Origin of the sequence: Maribacter sp. R77961 (genome assembly GCF_044594925.1) — a bacterium.
Taxonomy (GTDB): domain Bacteria; phylum Bacteroidota; class Bacteroidia; order Flavobacteriales; family Flavobacteriaceae; genus Maribacter.
This window is the reverse complement of sequence record NZ_CP138991.1, coordinates 2,498,926-2,518,397: the sequence shown is the minus strand read 5'-3', so window position 1 is coordinate 2,518,397 and position 19,472 is coordinate 2,498,926. Positions and strand designations below refer to the sequence as shown.

The 19,472-nt window shown below is 40.9% G+C and carries 11 protein-coding genes; 5 read left to right on the top strand and 6 right to left on the bottom strand.

The genetic code is table 11. The features are described from left to right. Positions 1 to 2: 2 nt before the first annotated feature. The 6 genes from SJY09_RS10885 to SJY09_RS10860 form a co-directional block, all read right to left on the bottom strand. Positions 3 to 1,181 carry a DUF4861 domain-containing protein gene (locus SJY09_RS10885; protein WP_396635746.1) on the bottom strand — a complete coding sequence of 393 codons (1,179 nt, stop codon included), beginning with the start codon at positions 1,179 to 1,181 and terminating at the stop codon, positions 3 to 5. A 5-nt stretch (positions 1,182 to 1,186) separates the two neighbouring features. After that, complete coding sequence (locus tag SJY09_RS10880) at positions 1,187 to 1,981, bottom strand: gluconate 5-dehydrogenase (protein WP_396635745.1); 795 nt, start codon at positions 1,979 to 1,981, stop codon at positions 1,187 to 1,189. A gap of 4 nt (positions 1,982 to 1,985) precedes the next feature. After that, positions 1,986 to 2,825 carry a 5-dehydro-4-deoxy-D-glucuronate isomerase gene (gene kduI, locus SJY09_RS10875; protein WP_396635744.1) on the bottom strand — a complete coding sequence of 280 codons (840 nt, stop codon included), beginning with the start codon at positions 2,823 to 2,825 and terminating at the stop codon, positions 1,986 to 1,988. A 104-nt stretch (positions 2,826 to 2,929) separates the two neighbouring features. Beyond that, positions 2,930 to 4,126, bottom strand: coding sequence for a mannonate dehydratase (gene uxuA, locus SJY09_RS10870; protein ID WP_396635743.1), 1,197 nt, complete (start codon positions 4,124 to 4,126; stop codon positions 2,930 to 2,932). Positions 4,127 to 4,138: 12 nt separating this feature from the next. After that, positions 4,139 to 5,575, bottom strand: coding sequence for a sulfatase (locus SJY09_RS10865; protein ID WP_396635742.1), 1,437 nt, complete (start codon positions 5,573 to 5,575; stop codon positions 4,139 to 4,141). Between the two features lie 20 nt (positions 5,576 to 5,595). Further along, positions 5,596 to 6,426 carry an SDR family oxidoreductase gene (locus SJY09_RS10860; RefSeq protein WP_396635741.1) on the bottom strand — a complete coding sequence of 277 codons (831 nt, stop codon included), beginning with the start codon at positions 6,424 to 6,426 and terminating at the stop codon, positions 5,596 to 5,598. Between the two features lie 345 nt (positions 6,427 to 6,771). Here SJY09_RS10860 and SJY09_RS10855 point away from each other — a divergent pair, with 345 nt between their 5' ends. From SJY09_RS10855 to SJY09_RS10835, 5 genes are all read left to right on the top strand, one after another. Beyond that, on the top strand, positions 6,772 to 10,881 hold the full coding sequence (locus SJY09_RS10855; RefSeq protein WP_396635740.1) for a two-component regulator propeller domain-containing protein: 4,110 nt from the start codon (positions 6,772 to 6,774) through the stop codon (positions 10,879 to 10,881). Between the two features lie 209 nt (positions 10,882 to 11,090). Beyond that, a complete protein-coding gene (locus SJY09_RS10850; RefSeq protein WP_396635739.1) occupies positions 11,091 to 14,120 on the top strand; it encodes a SusC/RagA family TonB-linked outer membrane protein in 3,030 nt (1,009 codons plus the stop codon). Between the two features lie 18 nt (positions 14,121 to 14,138). Continuing rightward, positions 14,139 to 15,659, top strand: coding sequence for a RagB/SusD family nutrient uptake outer membrane protein (locus SJY09_RS10845; protein WP_396635738.1), 1,521 nt, complete (start codon positions 14,139 to 14,141; stop codon positions 15,657 to 15,659). A gap of 59 nt (positions 15,660 to 15,718) precedes the next feature. Beyond that, positions 15,719 to 16,903, top strand: a complete 1,185-nt coding sequence (locus SJY09_RS10840) for a glycoside hydrolase family 88 protein (protein ID WP_396635737.1) — start codon at positions 15,719 to 15,721, stop codon at positions 16,901 to 16,903. 94 nt (positions 16,904 to 16,997) lie between these two features. Then, positions 16,998 to 19,406 carry a glycoside hydrolase family 2 TIM barrel-domain containing protein gene (locus tag SJY09_RS10835; RefSeq protein ID WP_396635736.1) on the top strand — a complete coding sequence of 803 codons (2,409 nt, stop codon included), beginning with the start codon at positions 16,998 to 17,000 and terminating at the stop codon, positions 19,404 to 19,406. Positions 19,407 to 19,472: the final 66 nt, after the last annotated feature.

Here is a 19,472-nt window from a genome sequence, read left to right as displayed (position 1 = left end):
TATTATTTCACGGTGACTTGCAACGGATTTTTTAACTTTTCTGAGAATGTTGCCAAGTACGTATCCCATTCCTCTTTGGAATTATACTGGTTGCTTTTTTTCCAGCTAAAACCAGCATAGTAAACTGCTTTACCTTCCTTAGCTTTAATATGAGCAAAAAGGTTACTTTCATCTTTTCTGCTCGTTTCATAATGATCATGACCTACCATACCATTTTCTGGAACCACGATGCCAATGCCTAGTTCTGAATCAAAATGTGGTTCCCAATAACTTATCCATCCTTGGTTTTCATTGACTCCGATTTGGCCTTCTTTTTTATGTAATGTTAATCCAGCGGATATGGTATCTGTCCCTTTTAGAGTAATTTCAAAGCGAGATAAATTCTGACCATAATCCAAGGAAATCATTTTCTCCTCTGATAGTTCGGTTCCTGCAGCATCCCAATCCGCATAGGTCAGAACAAAACTAGTTCTTATAGGACCTGTACTTAAAGTTTTCCATGAGATGAAATTTTTAGAAATATGATAACTGGTATCTACCTTTTTAGCGATTCCGCCAACACCTCTGCTGATACCAACATGAAAATTGTCCAAGCCTTCGCCATCATCCTTATGATAACTTCCGTCCGTATTCAACTCTTTATGATACCACTTATTGATAATCGGGTAGTCCACTCGTTTTAACCAAGCATCGATACCACTGGATAAGGTGCCTCCTTTGATACCATCCTCAATCATTTTTTGCGCAACAGGACCATAAGTTCTAAAGGCAACCCGGTTATTTTCCCATGCATAATCGTCTGTACGTTCTGGAACAAATCTGGAGTAACACGCCGGAATACTGTCAGCTAAAGCAATGTTATCGGAAAAACTTACCTCGAATACTTGTTTACTATTGGCGGCTACCGAAGGTTGAAATAAAATTTCATCCATAGTGCCATCACCATCAGTATCTATTTGCTGAGAAATAATTTCAGCTTTTGTTTCAGCATCCAATAACACAACACGACCTGTTTTGTTCTCTTGTTTTATTTCGGATAATTTAACCGAAACAGTTTCAAAGGACCGGTCGCTGTTCAAGGTATTCTGTACAACAATTTGCTGTAGCGGTTCTTTAGCCTCCTCACAAGAAAAGAGTAGTGCGGTGATACAAATGGATAAAAAAAGCTTGGTCGTTTTCATGATACTTATTTTTCGTTGGATGGTTTTCCTATGGTTGCCAGTATGCCGCCATCTACATAGACCACATGGCCGTTTACAAAATCACTGGCTCTAGAGCCTAAGAAAATTGCGGCTCCTGCTAAATCGTCTGGGTCTCCCCATTTTGCCGCTGGTGTTCTATTAATGATAAATTCATTGAACGGATGTCCGTCTACGCGGATAGGAGCAGTTTGAGAGGTAGCAAAATAACCGGGTCCAATACCGTTGGTCTGTATGTTGTGCTTTGCCCATTCCGTTGCCATATTTTGTGTAAGCATTTTTAGTCCGCCTTTGGCTGCGGCATACGCACCTACGGTGTTTCTGCCCAACTCGCTCATCATAGAGCAAATGTTGATGATTTTTCCCTGTTTACGAGCAATCATACCTTTTACAACATGTTTAGAAACGATAAACGGACTTACCAAATCTACATCGATAACAGCTTTAAAATCTTCGACTTCCATATCTTCCAATGGTGTTCGTTTAATAATACCGGCATTGTTTACTAAGATGTCAATAAGACCAACTTCGCTTTGTATGGCGCTAATAGCATCGATTACTTCATCTTCTTTGGTGACGTTGAATTTGTACCCTACTGCTTTTATTCCTTCACTTTCATAAATTTTAATGGCGTCATCAATCTTCTGCTGTGATGAATTCCCGTTAACTACAATGGTAGCTCCAGCTTTGCCAAGTCCTTTGGCCATAGCCATTCCTAATCCGTGCGTACTTCCAGTAACTAAAGCAATTTTTCCGCTAAGGTTAAAAAGTTCTATACTCATAGTATTATCTTAAGTCAGTTATTTTGGCAACATCCATATCGCCATAATCCAGATTTTCGCCAGCCATACCCCAAATAAAGGTGTAGTTAGAGGTTCCTGAACCACAGTGGATAGACCATGGTGGGGAAATTACCGCCTCATGATTCTGCATCCAGATATGTCTTGTTTCTTGGGGTTGTCCCATAAAATGACAAACCGATTGTCCTTCAGGTACATCTAGATAGAAGTAGACTTCCATTCTTCTATCGTGAACATGGGCAGGCATGGTATTCCATACACTACCAGTCTTAAGTTCTGTCATACCCATCTGTAGTTGACATGTGGTAACTACACCACCAATGATCATCTGGCTAACCGTTCGGTGGTTTGCGGTTTCTAAAGAACCCAACTGTAGCTTATTTGCCTCCGCGAGGCTAACTTTTTTAGTAGGATAGGAGGTATGTGCCGGTGCAGAGTTTAAATAGAACTTGGCTGGCGTTTCAGGGTCATCACTTTTAAAGATAACCTCTTTAGCGCCACTACCTATGTATAAAGCATCTTTATGTGCTAAGTTATAGGTGGTTCCATCTACGTCTACTGTCCCTGAATCACCAACATTGATAATTCCGAGCTCTCTTCTTTCCAGAAAAAAACCTGCTTTTAAAGGGTCTATGGCTTCCAATTTTAAAGGGCTATCTGGAACCGCGGAACCTGCAATGTAACGGTCATAGTGTGTATAGGTAAGATTAATTTTACCTTTTTGCATGAGATTATCAATTAAGAATTCATTTCTTAATTCGGTAGTGTCATATTTTTTAACGGCTTCCGGACTGGAGGCATATCGTGTTTCGTAGGATACGGACATTTTATTTTATTTTTTAATTAAGTATTGACTCGATAATCAAGATTTATATGTTTTGAGGCTTGCCTCGAAATGTTAGGATTATTTCATTTTAATCATTCGTGAATTCATGCCAAGTTAATTGACTTTCTTATTCCAACTTCAAGCCCGCGCAATTCTGCAAGACCTCGCAATCTTCCAATTCCAGAGTAGCCCGGATTCGTTTTCTTACGTAAATCATCTAGCATCTTATGACCGTGGTCTGGCCGCATGGGCATACGAATATCCTTGCGACCTAACTTTTTTCTTTTTTCCTGTTCTAGTACCAAAGCTTTCATTACGCTGTACATGTCCACATCGCCTTCTAAATGGTTAGCTTCATGAAAATTACCTTCGGCATCGCGCTGTGTACTTCGTAAATGGATAAAGTGAATGCGATTTCCCAGTCGGTTGACCATCCTAGCTAAATCATTGTCATCTCTTACACCAAAGGAACCCGTGCAAAATGTTAGTCCATTGTTTGGACTGTCTACTGCATTATAAATGTCAAGGATATCTTGTTCGGTGCTGACCACTCTCGGTAAACCAAGAATAGGATAAGGTGGATCATCTGGATGAATGCACATGAGTACCCCCGCTTTTTCGGCAATAGGGATAATATGCGCTAAGAATTCAAATAAATGCTTTTTAAGTTTAGGTGCATCGATGGTATCATATGTGGCCAAGATGGTATTAAATTCCTCTAAGGAATAACCTTCCTCTGCTCCAGGTAGTCCTGCAATGATATTGTTGGAAAGTTTTTGTTTTTCAGCATCATCCAAGCCTTTAAAATAGGCCTCTGCTTTCGCTTTTTGAGTTTCTGAATATGCGGTTTCAGCACCAGGTCTTTTTAATAGGAACAACTCAAATGCTGCAAAAGCGGCAGCCTCAAATCGTAGGGCGGTAGAACCATCTTCTATGACATAGTCTAGATTGGTTCGTGTCCAATCTAGCACGGGCATAAAGTTGTAACAAACGATATCAATACCACAATCACCTAAATTTGAAAGCGTTTGCTTATAATTTTCGATATATGATAGATAGCCATCAGCTTGTGTTTTAATAGCTTCATGTATAGGCACACTCTCCACAACAGACCATTTTAAGCCAGCTGCTTCAATCATATTTTTCCTTTTTTTAATTTCTGAAATGGGCCAAACTTCTCCGTTAGGTATATGGTGTAAGGCAGATACTATTCCTGTAGCGCCCGCTTGCCTAATATCCGCTAGTGAAACAGGGTCATTAGGTCCATACCATCTCCATGTTTGTTCTAATGACAAATTCATTTTATATTTTTTTTAATCATGTAATTTGCTATTCAATTTTAACTTAAGGATTCGTTTCAATTCATTTACTTTATCCCTATGGCTTTCTGCAATATTTAAATTTTCTTTTTCAATGGATTCATAGTTGTAAAGTTCCGCAAAGTTATCATCGTGTACTATAAGTCTATAATCGGGCACGCGAATAGTTTTGGCTTTTTTCCAGTACGATACGGCCGAGTGCCCCGGGTTATTGGCATTTTCCAACATAGGTACTAAAGATTTACCAGTGGCATGTGCTGTTTTAACAATTCCTGTTAGGTCACATAAGGTAGGAAAGATATCCAAGGTTTCTACAATACCTTTGGCTTTTGCCCCAGGATTTTTCATTTGTGGGGTGGTGATGATTAAAGGAGATTTTAAGGCTACATCAAAAAGATTGTGTTTACCCCAAATGCCATGCTCTCCTAAATTCCATCCATGGTCTCCCCAAAGGACTATCACAGTATTCTTGTCTGCACCTGTTGTCTTTAACTTTCTAAGGATTTGGCCAACTTGTTCGTCGACATAACTTACGCAGGCGGCATAATATTTTTTAAGTTCCAAATCCAGTTCAGAACCAAGTTCAAGTTCCTTTCCAAAGAAATCATAACGTCTTATCTCGTTAGATGGATGCCAAGTACTTTTACCATCTGGTTTATTGGGATAGGGGTTTTTGGGAATTGAAATAGTATCATAGCGATCTAAATATTTTTGAGGAACCCCAAAAGGTAAATGTGGCTTTATAATACCTACCGCTAGAAAAAACGGATGGTCGGGGTTCGAGGCTAAGCTTTCCAACTCAGCAAGTGCTTTTTCTGTAATAAGGTCGTCCGGATAGCTGTCGCCAAAGTTATTTGCGGACTCGTATACGGGCATCGTACCTTTTTCTTTGCTACGGATAGTGCCATTCTTTAATCCGTGCATGGCACCGCGGGGATGTTTCCACGGCCCAACGGGCATAAGACTACTATCCCATGCACCGGGCATTTCAATAGTGTTCTTATCGTTCCAGTTTTTACCTCCCAAGCCACCCGGGTGATGGGATACTTTACCTATGGAAACTGTTCTGTATCCGTGGCTTCTAAACCATTCCGGCATTGACGGATGCGTGTTCTTGGTTTCCTTTGAAATTTTTTCAGCCCGTTGAAAAAGCGCATCGTTCCTAGAGGGTCCGTAAGTCCCGGTCAACAGGGTGTATCGAGAAGGGCCACAGCTAGGTGCATTTACGTAATGATTCATAAACGCACGTCCTTTTTGTGCGAGTTTGTCAATGTTTGGAGAATGAATATACTCTTGCCCAAAAGAGGCTAACTCTGGACGTAGGTCATCAACACAAATAAGAAGAATATTCTTAGGTTTTTCGGTTTGCGCATAGGTACCTATGCCTAGTGTTAATAGGGACAGAATAACAATGACGCTTCTATTGTACATTAATTACTTTGGTTTATTAGTTAAACTCCGCTAAATGCGCTAAAACCTCCATCTACTGGTACTACGACTCCGGTAACAAACGCTGCGCCTTCTCCACATAGCCACAAAGTTGTTCCAACAAGATCTTCCGGGGTTCCAAAACGTCCCATCGGTGTTTGTCCAATGATTGTATTTCCTCTTGGTGTTAACGAGCCATCACCTTCGGTTAATAAAGCCCTATTTTGGTCGGTTAAGAAAAAACCTGGCGCTAACGCATTAACGCGTATGCCTACTTTTGAAAAATGAACAGCGAGCCACTGGGTAAAATTAGAAACGGCCGCTTTTGCTCCACTATAGGCAGGAATTTTTGTCAATGGCGTAAAGGCGTTCATAGAGGATATATTTAAAATGCTACATCCGTCTCTACCTACCATATCTTGAGCAAATATTTGAGTGGGCAATAAGGTCCCTATAAAATTAAGGTTAAACGTAAACTGTATTCCGGAACTGTCCAGATCAAAAAAGGTTTTAAACCCTTCCGTTGTGTTTTCCAAATCCTCTTGTTCCAAGTATGGATTACTGGTAGTACCCAAAGGATGATTGCCACCGGCACCGTTCACTAGAATATCGCAAGGACCTAATTCCGAATTTATTTCCTTTTTAGCAGCCGTGAGTGACTCTTTTTCCAAAACATTGGCTACCACGCCTATCGCTTTTCCTCCATTGTTGTTTATTTCATCTGCGACATTTGTTGCAGCTTCTTTCTTTAAATCCAATACTGCTATTTTATGACCTTCCTTTGCTAGGGCCAGTGCCAAAGTACTACAAAGAACACCACCGGCTCCTGTTAGTACAACTACTTTTTTCTTCATTCTTAAGTGTTATTTTAAAACTAGTTGGCGGAAATGTAGTAATAATCGCCGTTTACTCAAATTTCAAGCTTTTAATTTAAAAGAACTAATGACATACCTAAACAATAGTGCAAATAAGGGGTAAATAAGTCCGTTTCATAAGTTCTAAAACTACTTCATACCTCAATTATACGTATCCTGTAGTATCTTGTTCCTAAAATTATTTGAGAATATTTGTTGAAAGAAAAGAAATTATTTCTTCTTCGTAGGATTATCAGTTTAAAGAAAGGTAAGCATAAGGCTGGTACATTTGTATTATCTTTATAGATGGACCATTACAATTTTAAAAGGTATTTTTTTCGATTTATGAAAATCAGGTTGGTCGTATTTTTAATGCTTAATTGGATTTTAAGTTTTGGGCAAAGCGCACCCAGTACGTATCAATTCAAACACCTGAATACTTCGGATGGACTTTCTCAAAGTTCTGTTATTTCCATTGAACAGGATAATCTGGGTAGGATGTGGCTAGGAACTCGAGACGGACTAAACCTTTACGATGGTACTGGCTTTAGAGTCTTTAGGACTATAGGTGGCGATAGTACTTCAATTAGTAACAGTGATATACTATCAATAAAACAAGATACGGACGGTAATATATGGATTGGCACCTATAACGGATTGAACAAGTATGACCCAATTCATGATTCCTTTGAACGATACTATCATTTTAATGAAAAAACTTCTTTAAGTAATAACACTATTTGGGATATTGAAGAAGTCTCTAATGGTGAGATTTGGCTAGGAACTTCTAACGGACTTTCCGTGCTTAACAAATCCAATAATAGTTTTACAAATATTTACGAGAATGCAAATGACCTTATCAATTCCTTGCCATCAGATTATATTTTAAGCATTGAACAGGCGAATAACGGAACAATTTGGATTGGCACTTCAAAAGGGTTTTGCAAAGTGGTCTCCAATGACAATAAATTTGTGTTCAAAACCTATAGCCCCAAGGATATTGAGAAAGATCTTTTTGTTCAAACAATAACGGTCTGCGATGAGAATACGCTTTGTGTTGGAACAAAAAATAAGGGTCTTTTTAAGTTCGATTTAATTTCTGAACGTTTTCTTCCCAGGGATATTATTAATATGGATGAGGATGTCAGGGCTGTAGCTGCCGTAGGTAACGGAATGCTATGGGTCGGTAGTTCGGATGGAGTTCACCTTATTAATAATAATGATGGTCTCGTAAGAACTATAAAGTACGAGCCCAATGAAGAAAATAGTTTAAGTCATAATTACGTGAAATCTATTTTCAAGGATAAAAAGGGATCTATTTGGGTAGGCTCGTACTATGGGGGTGTTGATATATGGGACGCTTCCAATACTAATTTTCTAAATTTCAAAGAGTCTTCAGGTATAAAACGATTGGGACATAAGGTGGTTAGTTCTATCGTCGATGATGCGGAGGGTAACCTGTATTTGGGGACCGAAGGTGGCGGACTAACTATTTTCAGTAAGAGGATAAATGATGTGCGTTACATCAACACTGAAAACAATAAAGTCTTAGGGAGCAACAATATTAAATCATTACTTATTGATAATCAAAAACTATGGATTGGTACTTTTAATAAAGGGGTTAAAACATATGATATAGCTAGCAATCGTTTTGTGACAAATCTTTTAACCGAAGAATTGAATACTTTGTTAAGCGAATCAGGCACTTACACGATAAAAAAGGGAATTCATAATGATATTTGGTTCGGTACATTTGGTCAAGGACTTATAAATTATGATACTGAGAAAAGAACCTATGTGATTTTTGATAGTCATAAAGCAGAGTCAAAAGGTCTGTCCAGTAACAGGATTAGAAGTTTAATGGTGGATAAAAGTTCTAATGTCTGGGTAGGTACCCAAGGAGGTCTTAATCTATTAACATACGCCAATGGTGGTTACTCAGAAAAGCGAAGCACAAGGTTTTTCTATGATAGTGAAACGGGTTCTGGTGATGATATATTAACAATTTTCCAAGACGCAAGAGGTACTATATGGGTAGGTATCAGAGCAAAAGGTCTATTTCGCTTTGATGGTAAAACATTTAACCAAGTACCTATAAGGACAACCCGGCAAATAACCTCTATATATGCTATTCTGGAAGATGAGCGTAATAAACTTTGGATGAGCAGTAATCAAGGTCTTTTAAAATATAATGTAACTGATGACTCTTTTGTAGTATATACGGAACGAGATGGTTTGGTGGGAAATGAATTTAGCAGCGGAGCAGCCCTTAAGCAAGGAAGTTCAAGATTATATTTTGGGGGTCCAGAAGGAGTTTCGTTTTTTGATTCTAGGGCTATTGTTCGTAATGATTTTAATCCTCAAGTTATACTCACAGATCTTAAAGTGAAGAATGAATCTGTCTTGGTGGGCGATGAAAATGAGGTTTTATCCCGAAGTATGCCCTTTACGAAGGAGATAGCGCTTGACTATGACAATGCCAATTTTTCCATTGATTTTACCATGCCCAATTTCATCAACCCAGATGGTAATCAATATCAATATCGCATGGTAGGGTTGGAAGAGAACTGGACGTTGACAGATCAAACCAGCGCAAATTATACTATTCAAAAACCAGGAAATTATATTTTTGAAGTCAAGGGGGCAAACAACGATAAATTATGGAATACGGAACCAACTACTTTAAAAATCGTGGTCCGTCCTGCACCTTGGTTCAGTAAATGGGCATTTGCATTATATACTTTAGCCATATTAGGAGCATTATTCGGTCTAATAGATATAATACGTTCAAGGACAAAATTAAAGCACAAGCTGCAACTAGAACATTTAGAAAATGAAAGAAATCGGGATATTAATGATGCAAAACTAAGATTTTTCACAAATGTCTCCCATGAATTTAGAACGCCCTTAACTTTAATCACCGGTCCGTTACAGCAATTACTGGCAGATTATAAGGGTAGTAGTGTGGTTTATAAAAAATTACTGGTTATCGAAAGTAATGCCAATCATCTGCTACAGCTCATTAATAGGCTCATGGATTTCAGAAAATTGGAACATAAGAAGTACATGCTTGAATCAGCAGAAGGAAATTTGATAAAATTTTTGAAAGAAATTTTTCTGTCCTTTTCAGAATTTGCCAAGGGTAATAATTATGAATACAACTTTGTGACCGATGAAGAGGAAGTATTGGTGTATTATGATCGTCCTAAATTAGAACAAGTTTTCTACAATTTAATTTCTAACGCCTTTAAATATACTCCGGAAGGTGGTGAAATAACGATAAGGGTAAGAAATTATAATAATCAGGCTGTCATAGACGTCATTGATTCCGGACCTGGGATTCCGGCAAAATATGAGGATAAGGTTTTTGAACGATTTTTTGAAATTCCCGATTATGTAAAAGGGGATACTTCTCAAAATACAGGAACGGGTATAGGACTCTCTATTGCAAAAAGTATTGTGGATTTGCATAAAGGAGAAATTTCCGTACTAAGTAATTCAAAAACAGGAAGTACGTTTAGAGTAGCGCTAAAATTAGGGAAGGAGCATATCAGCGAAGATGAAATTATAACGGATTTTAAGTTTAGTGATGATGTAGAACTGTATACTTCACAATTAGCCAAAACCCCATCAACAGATATGTTCTTAAGCTCAGAACAGCTCGCAATTGACAAGGAGCGAGACCTTGTTCTTATCGTAGAAGATAATGTACCCTTACGAAATTTCATTAAAGATATTTTAAAGGACACTTACAATGTAATTGAAGCAGGAAATGGTAAGGAGGCCTTAAAAAAAGCAGTGAAATATGTTCCAACGCTAATTGTTTCTGACGTAATAATGCCTATTATGGTCGGAACTGAGCTGTGTGCCAGGATTAAGGAAAACATCAAGACCAGTCATATTCCTGTAATACTACTTACATCAAGAACTTCGCTCTTATATAAGTTTGAAGGTCTAGAAAGTGGTGCTGACGATTATATTAGCAAGCCTTTTAATGTGAAGGAGTTTAAACTACGCATCAAGAATTTAATAGATTCGAACAAGCGACTGCGTACAAAATTTGGGGATGAGCAAAGTTTCACTCCAAATGAAATCGTAATCTCGTCAATAGATGAGCAATTGCTGAAGAAGGCCTTACAGATTGTTGAAGATAACATATCAAATGATCAATTTGATATCATCACTTTTAGCACGGAACTTGGAGTAAGCAGAACTTTATTGTTTACTAAGATTAAGGCTTGGACTAACTTTACCCCAAATGATTTTATTCAGGAAATTAGGATGAAACGTGCTGCTCAATTATTAGAACATGGAAATCTTAATATCTCCGAAGTTGGATACCAAGTAGGGTTTAAAAACCCTAAGTACTTCAGTAAATGCTTTCATAAAAAATTCGGTTTAAGTCCAACAGCCTATATTGAAAAATTCTCAGAAAAATTCTTTGATTTAAATTAATTCTTCGATTTTATAGGGCTTAAAAGAGGGTTTTGGGATTATTCTACCCCTATTTCTGTATTTCTGATAATGTACATTCTTTTAATTTTGGGTCATGCCGGAAGGGATTAAATAGTTCGGAATTCTGTTTCAACAATAGTGAACTATTTTTTTGATTTCGTGGTATTTCAATTTAACAAGTAATCAAACTAACTCAAAATTCATACCCTATGTTCAAACAACAAAAAAATAAATGGTTAGGATCACTATTGTTCTTTTCCTTTTTACTGATAAGTTCGATTGGCTTTGCGCAATCAAGTTATACGGTATCCGGTACCGTAACGGACGATTCCAATGTTCCGGTCCCCGGGGCCAACGTTGTCATATCCGGTACCACCACTGGAACCTCTACGGATTTCGATGGTAATTTTAGCATCATGGCCAAGGAAGGTGATGTACTGGAATTCTCCTCCTTGGGTTTTACGACGGTCACCAGAACGGTCACGGGACAGTCCAGGATCGACGTTACCCTTGCCGAGGACTCCGCCCAATTGGACGAGGTGGTCGTGGTAGGTTACGGTTCCCGTAAAAAGAGCGACATCACCGGTTCGGTATCCTCGGTAAAATCCGAAGAGCTGAACGCCTTTCCGGTCCTTGACGCGGCGCAGGCGATCCAGGGCCGTGCCGCCGGTGTGGTGGTACAGTCCAACAATGGTGGGGAGCCCGGTGCACCCATCAATATCCAGATAAGGGGAAACACCTCGATCAACGCGAGCAGTGCTCCACTGATCGTAGTGGACGGTTTCGTTGGTGCCACGTTCCCCCAGCCCAACGACATCGAATCGATCGAGATACTGAAAGATGCTTCGGCAACCGCGATATACGGTTCCAGAGGTTCCAACGGTGTGGTACTTGTTACCACTAAGAAGGGTAGAAAGGGTAAATTGTCCGTGGAGTTCAATACCAACTATTCGATACAGAACACGGCCAACGAGCTGGACCTGTTGAACGCGGACCAGTTCGCCACCTACCAACAAGCGATAAATCCCGGTTATACCCAAGGATCGGCCAATACGGACTGGCAGGACCTATTGTATAGGTCGGGAAGTACACAGAACCATCAGTTCGCGTTTTCGGGAGGTACCGATAAAGTGAACTTCTATGCTTCCGCCACTTACTTTAAGCAAGAAGGTGTCGTGGTTAATTCAGAATTCGAGCGCGTATCCTTTTTATCGAATATCGACGCGCAGGTAACGGACAAGCTAAAACTTGGGTTCAACCTTTTCGGGAGCAGGGGCTCCAAGGACGGTGTCCCCACACAATCGACCGGTGAAACGGCCAACGGAGGTGGTGACGATGTAATTTCCCTACTCTTCAGGTTCGCGCCGGACCAACCGGTACAGGACGCGAACGGCGTGAACACGATCAACTCCGTGGGCGATAACGTGGACAACCCTTTTGCGGTCGCAACGGAAGGTGTGAACGAGACCAAGACGGATAATTACAGGGCCAACCTATACGCCGATTACGATATTGTCAAAAACCTTAGTTTCAAAACAACCTTCGGTCTTAGTACCGCCAACGGTACGGAGGGTGTTTTCAGACCATCCACTTTAGTGGTGACCGCCGGAGCGGGTACCGGAGGTAGGGCTACGGTACAGAACTTTAAAAGAACAAGCCTGTTGAGCGAGAACTATCTCACCTACAACAAGGAGATAGGTAAAGGTAACCTGAACCTTTTGGCGGGCTACTCCTATCAGAAAACATCGACGGAACGGTTTTCCGCAGGTGCTTCGGGATTCACCTCTGATTCCTTTTCCTATTTCAACCTACAGTCGGGTGCCGTTCAGCTGATCCCTACTTCCTCCTTCTCGGAAACGGAGATACAGTCGCAGTTCGGTAGGTTGAACTACGATTATGACGATAAGTACTTGATTACGGCAACAGTAAGAAGGGACGGTGCGTCCAACTTTGCGGAAAACGAAAAGTATGCCATCTTCCCTTCCGGTGCATTGGGCTGGAAAGTGTCCAACGAGAATTTTTTGAAGGACCACAAGACCATATCCAACTTGAAACTAAGGGCCAGTTACGGTGTGACCGGTAACCAAGCGATCGCAGCTTATCAGTCCCTGGCCAGTTTCGGTTCGGTGTTCACCCCTATCAACGGTACTACGGTAATCAACGTAACGCCCAACCAAGTTGCGAACCCCGACCTGAAATGGGAATCGTCCTTCCAGACGAACCTAGGTCTGGACCTGGGGCTCTTCAACAACAGGGTCTCCCTTTCCTTGGATTACTATAACATAGATACCAAGGACCTTATCATCGAGGATACGAGCCAACCACAGTTCTTAGGTTTCCTTACCGCGGCCAGTCTAAGAAATGTGGGGGAGGTCAACAACAAAGGATTCGAGGTCACCTTGAACACAAGGAACATCAGTAACGATAATTTCAGTTGGACGACCGATTTCAACTGGTCCAGGAACAGGAACGAATTCGTGACCTTGTTGAACGGTGAGGATATCTTCCAAGATGCCTCCCCGGGCTATTTCAACGTGCCACGTACACACGTGCTAAGGGAAGGCGAAGCGGTAGGTGTTTTCTGGGGCTTCGACTATAAAGGAGTTTACCAAGGAGGTGCATTGCCGGAAGGTACGGCGCTACTTGCCGGTAGTGATGTCGGGGACCAATTGTTCGCCGACCTGGACGGTAGCGGCGATATCACCACGGACGACCAAACTATAATCGGGGATCCAAACCCGGACTGGACCATGGGTATCACCAATAACTTCTCCTATAAAAACTTTGACCTGAACATCTTTTTCCAAGGGTCCTTCGGCGGGGATGTCATGAACCTTACCAATGTGCAGTTGTTCAACGGGGATTCCAACGCAACTACGGCCATTCTCGATTCTTGGACACCGACCAATACGGATACCGATATACCTCGTGCTAGGTTAAGAGGTAAGCAGATAACCTCTCGTTTCGTAGAGGACGGCAGCTACCTGCGATTGAAGAACCTTGCCCTAGGCTACAACCTGCCCCAGGAGGTAACGGATAGAATAGGTATGGACAACGTTAGGTTCTCCATCAGCGGACAGAACCTGTTGACCTTTACGAACTACTCCGGATTGGATCCCGAAGTGAGTTATGGTGTAGTCGGACAGGACAGTTCGGCGAGCAACACAACGAACGGTTTCGATTTTGGTAACTATCCGACCGTAAGATCTGTTAACTTTAGTGTCAATTTGAAATTTTAAAAACAAAAAAAAATTAGTATGAAAACTTGTAAATTTTTATTCGCATTTATCGCATTGGCCATCATGGGATGCTCCGACCTGGAGGAAGAACCGGTAGGACTATTGGCCCCGGACGGTTTTTTCCAATCCACCAATGATATCCAGACCGCGGCCAACGCAGCCTTTGGCCACATGACCCATGAAGATTTTTGGGGAAGGAAAATGTCCTTGACCCTTATGTTACGAAGTGATATGGTCGCTTTCGGTGACCCTACCACCTCACAGCGAAGAATAGACCATGATATTTTTACCGTGCAAGCGGATAACGGTATGATCGATGGATATTGGTTACGGGTCTACCAAATTATTGCCGCTGCCAACCAGGCCATAGCGGGTGCCGATGACGTAGATGTGGACGAAGCAATTAAAAACCCGATTACGGCCCAGGCGTACTTTGCAAGGGCCTTCGCCTACTTTCATTTGGTAAGGCAGTTCGGGGATATCCCTTACATTGCTGAAACGGTAACGGACCTGGCGGCCGCAAGCAGCATCAGCAAAACCCCCGCTGCAGAGGTCTACGCCAATATCATTTCGGATCTGGAATTCGCTAAACTATGGTTGCCCGATACGCAACCGGCAAGATCCATCCCTGCAAAATCCGCAGCGCATTCCTACTTGGCCCTCGTATACTTGACAATGGGCGAGTACGGCAATGCCTATACGGAGGCTAAAGGGGTCATAGACAACGAAGGGGCCTACGGTCTAGGTCTGGAAACCGATTTTCAGGACCTGTTCGACGCTACCAAAATAGACGGTTCCAGCGAACCTATCTTCGTGCTGGATTTTATCGGTGCCAGTAACGGTGACGATGGTAGGGACTACCAAGCTGCCCTTACGGGTATCAGGGACGACCAACAGTACGGACTTGGAGGCGGTTGGTCCGTAGGCGTACCGGCCTTGGGCGTATACGATTCCTGGGACGGAAGGGATTATAGAAAAGCGGTAAGCCTGGATACCATCGGGCTTTTCGATGGTGAGGTACAACCCTTTACCGTATTCAAGGAAAGTGGTGCCGGAAGAGCGGTGAACAGACCGCACATCGCAAAATATACCCGTGGTACGGGAGTTACTTCCACCGGTAACGGTAGAGGGTCGCAGCAGAACTACATGATGATGCGTTACGCAGAAGTTTTGTTAATTGCCGCAGAGGCACTCAACGAGACAAGCCCGGGTTCCGCAGAGGCGGCGGGTTATGTGAACAGGGTACGCGCAAGGGCAAGGGCAGGCAACGGTTCCGCCTTCCCTGCGGACGTGACGGGAGGAATGTCCCAGGGAGACTTCAGGGACATGGTCCTGGAAGAACGTAAATGGGAACTTGCCTTCGAGTACAAGAGATGGTACGATATCGCCAGAAGACAACTGGGCGCAGAAGTGTTCGGAGCATCAGGTCTAGAAGGGGTGAAAGAAAATTTCGACCCCGGCAGGGACTACCTGTTCCCAATACTTGCGGACGAACTGGCGAGAAACCCGAACCTACAACCTCAGAACCCGGGGTACTAATCATAATCAAACTCCTTTAAGTGTTATCCCTTAAAGGAGTTTTTTCAAAAACCAACTGAATGAATAGAGTTAGCTTCCTTGTCTTGGCTATTGGTTTTGTTATGCTTTTTAGTGCGTGCAAAACTGATAGTAAAGATGATAAGAATACTGCATCTATAAGTGTAGATTCCCTATTACAGATTAGATATCAAAAATTACTGGCATATCCAGTGGATTCCATGGGTTTTCCAAGGAGTTACGCGCTTGCTGAAAATACTATAAAAAAAGTACCCTCCAAGGATTGGACTAGCGGCTTTTTTCCGGGTAACCTTTGGCATTTGTATCAACTTACGGGCAATACAAAGTTTAAGGAAAAAGCAGCGGAGTGGACCACCCATATGGAACGGGAAAAATATAATAATGGTACCCACGATATGGGTTTTAAAGTATTCTGTAGTTTTGGAGAAGGATTAAAAGTAACGGAAAATCAATACTACAAAGATATTATTTTAACTAGTGCAAAAACCCTGTCCACTAGGTATAATAGTATAGTAGGAAGTTTACGTTCTTGGGATTTTAATAAAGATATCTGGGAGTTTCCAGTTATTGTAGATAATATGATGAATTTGGAACTGCTTTTTGAGGCAACAAGAATATCAGGAGATAGTACCTATCATAATATTGCTGTCTCCCATGCCAACACCACTTTAAAAAATCATTTTAGAGGAGACAATAGCAGTTACCACGTTGTGGTTTATGATACCATTAATGGCACTACAAAAGACAAAGTTACGCATCAGGGTTATGATGCTAACTCATCTTGGGCCAGAGGACAGGCTTGGGGTATTTATGGTTTTACCATGTGCTATAGGTATACCAAAAATGTAAAATATTTAGAACAGGCCAAAGCCAGTGCTGCATTCTATTTAAATCATCCGAATTTAAGAGATGATGGGATACCATATTGGGATTTTAATGATCCTGATATCCCAAATGCAGTTAGGGACGTTTCTGCTGCAACCATTGTTTCTTCAGCTTTTTATGAGCTCAACGATTATGATAGAAATCCTAAATACCTTACCTACGCAGATAAGGTTTTAACCACCTTGCAAACCGAAGAGTACATTCTGGATGCTGAAATCGATGTGCCATTTATTTTAGATCATAGTACGGGTAACTGGCCTAAAAAAGATGAAATGGATGGACCAATAGTTTATGGCGATTATTATTTCTTGGAAGCCTTATTAAGAAAAAGAAGTAATTAAATTTTTATATGATTGGGTTTGTAGTTTTTGTGCCTGCCAATTTGAGGTTGTTTTGCTTAAGATTAATATAATTATCACTTTTAATAGGTTTGAAATGAAAATAAACTACGGTGTGTTCTTGATTATTTTACTCCTATTGGGGTGTAATCATAAAACAGAGGTGCCTTATGCGAGAACAGCAGAGAATATCAATCATGACTGGTCCTATTTGGAGTACGATTCACAGGATATAAACGCTGCGAAAGAACAGGTCAATTGGTCAGGAATAAATTTACCACATACTTGGAACAACGAAGATGTAACGGATAGTGAGTCAGGGTATAGAAGGGCTGTAAGCTGGTATAAAAAGGATATTGTCTTAAATGAGATACTTCAAAATGTACATTATTCGCTCTACTTTGAAGGGTCTAATATTACTACCACCGTTTTTGTAAACGGAAATGAGGCAGGCCATCATATTGGAGGATACATTGGTTTTGAAATTGATATTACGCCGCATGTAAAGGCAGGAAATAACGAGATATTTGTAAAGGTAGATAGTGGTTATAATCCCGATATTATTCCATCTCAAAAGAGCGATTTCTTTATCTATGGCGGTATTACAAGAGACGTTTGGTTAAAGAAACGACCTAAGACATCTTTAGGTAAAATTCAAGTGAGTACGCCCAATGTATCTAAGGAATTAGCTTCTTTACAAGTAGTGGTACCCATTGTATCCGAAGAAGTGCTAATAGGACACGATGTAGAAGTGGTACTAAGAAATGTAGCTGGGGAAGTGGTTACTTCAAAAACAAATAAACTTGATGGTTCTGATACTACAATTACCATAACCGATATTATAGATCCTATGCTTTGGGATATTGATGCTCCCAATTTATATACCGTAGACGTTTACTTAAAAAAAGGAGAAGATGTACTGGATAAAGTATCTGACAAGGTGGGTTTTCGTTGGTTTGAGTTTGTAGAAAACGGGCCGTTCTTTTTAAACGGTCGGCGTGTGCTGCTAAGAGGTACCCATAGGCATGAAGAACATGCGGGAGTAGGAGCCGCTATGAGTAATGAACTCCATAGGAAAGACATGGAAATGATTAAGGAAATGGGAGCCAACTTTGTACGTTTGGCACACTATCCTCAAGACCCAGAAATTTATAAGGCTTGTGATGAGCTAGGGCTTCTGGTTTGGGATGAATTGCCTTGGTGCCGTGGAGGAGTAGGTGAAGCTGTATGGCAAACGAATACCAAGAACATGTTAAGAGAAATGATTCATCAAAACTATAATCATCCTAGTGTAATTATTTGGTCATTAGGCAACGAAATGTATTGGTTGCCAGATTTTGAAGGAGGTGATGATACCGATAAAATGAATACTTTTCTAAGCGAGCTCAACACTATTGCTCACGAACTAGACCCTAGTAGAAAAACAGCAATTCGTAAATACTACGAAGGTGCCGATATTGTAGATGTATTTTCACCTTCCATATGGTCTGGTTGGTATTCTGGAAGCTACAAAAGCTATCAAAAAGCATTAGATACGTATAAGCCGAAATACAAAAGTTTTTTACATGCAGAGTATGGAGGTTCTAGTCATGTAGGTAGGCACACAGAGAATCCAATTACGGGTGAAGGTGTCATTAATTCAGATGGTTGGGAAGAGGCCATTGTGCAAACTAAAGTGGCTAACATAGCTCAAATCGGAGACTGGAGCGAAAATTACATGGTAGATCTTTTTGACTGGCATTTAAGAATTACCGAAACGGATTCCACTTTTGTCGGTAATGCGCAATGGGCTTTTAAAGATTTTGGAACACCATTGCGTCCAGAAAATGATATTCCCTACATGAATCAAAAGGGTTTGGTTGATCGTGCTGGTAAACCTAAGGATTCCTACTATGTATTTAAAAGCTATTGGGCTAAAGAGCCTTTTGCCTATATAGAATCGCATACATGGACAGAACGGCAAGGACCTAGGGATTTAGCAAGAACCATCAATGTATTTAGTAACTGTAAAGAAGTAACACTTTTTCATAATGGAAAATCGTTAGGTGCAAAAACAAAGGACATTACTAAGTTTCCTGCTTCAGGCCTTACATGGGATATAAATTTTAGTGAAGGCAGTAATGAACTTATTGCAAAAGCAAAACACGATAACGGAACCATGGTCGCAGACACTTTAACCGTAAACTATCGATTTACAAAAAACGAAGGTGCAAAAGGATTAACACTTTCCGCGAAAAAATTAAGCAATGGTAATTATTTGGTTACTGCTGTAGCTATCGATGCAAATGGCTTGCGATGCTTAGATTATGAAGATAAAGTTTACTTCCAAACCTTGGAAGGTGGTCAAAGTTTAAGAAATCAAGGAACTCCAACAGGAAGCGAAATTATTGGCATGGCCAATGGCAAAGCATCCATAGAGCTTAAACCAGATAATACGCAAAACGGTATAAAGGTGATGGTGCTGAACCAGAATTTTAAAGGCACGTATTTGACTATAAATAAATAGTACGAGTTGAGTTGTTAGTTAAATGCCGTGATTTTTAAATACAATCGCGGCATTTTTAGTACATTA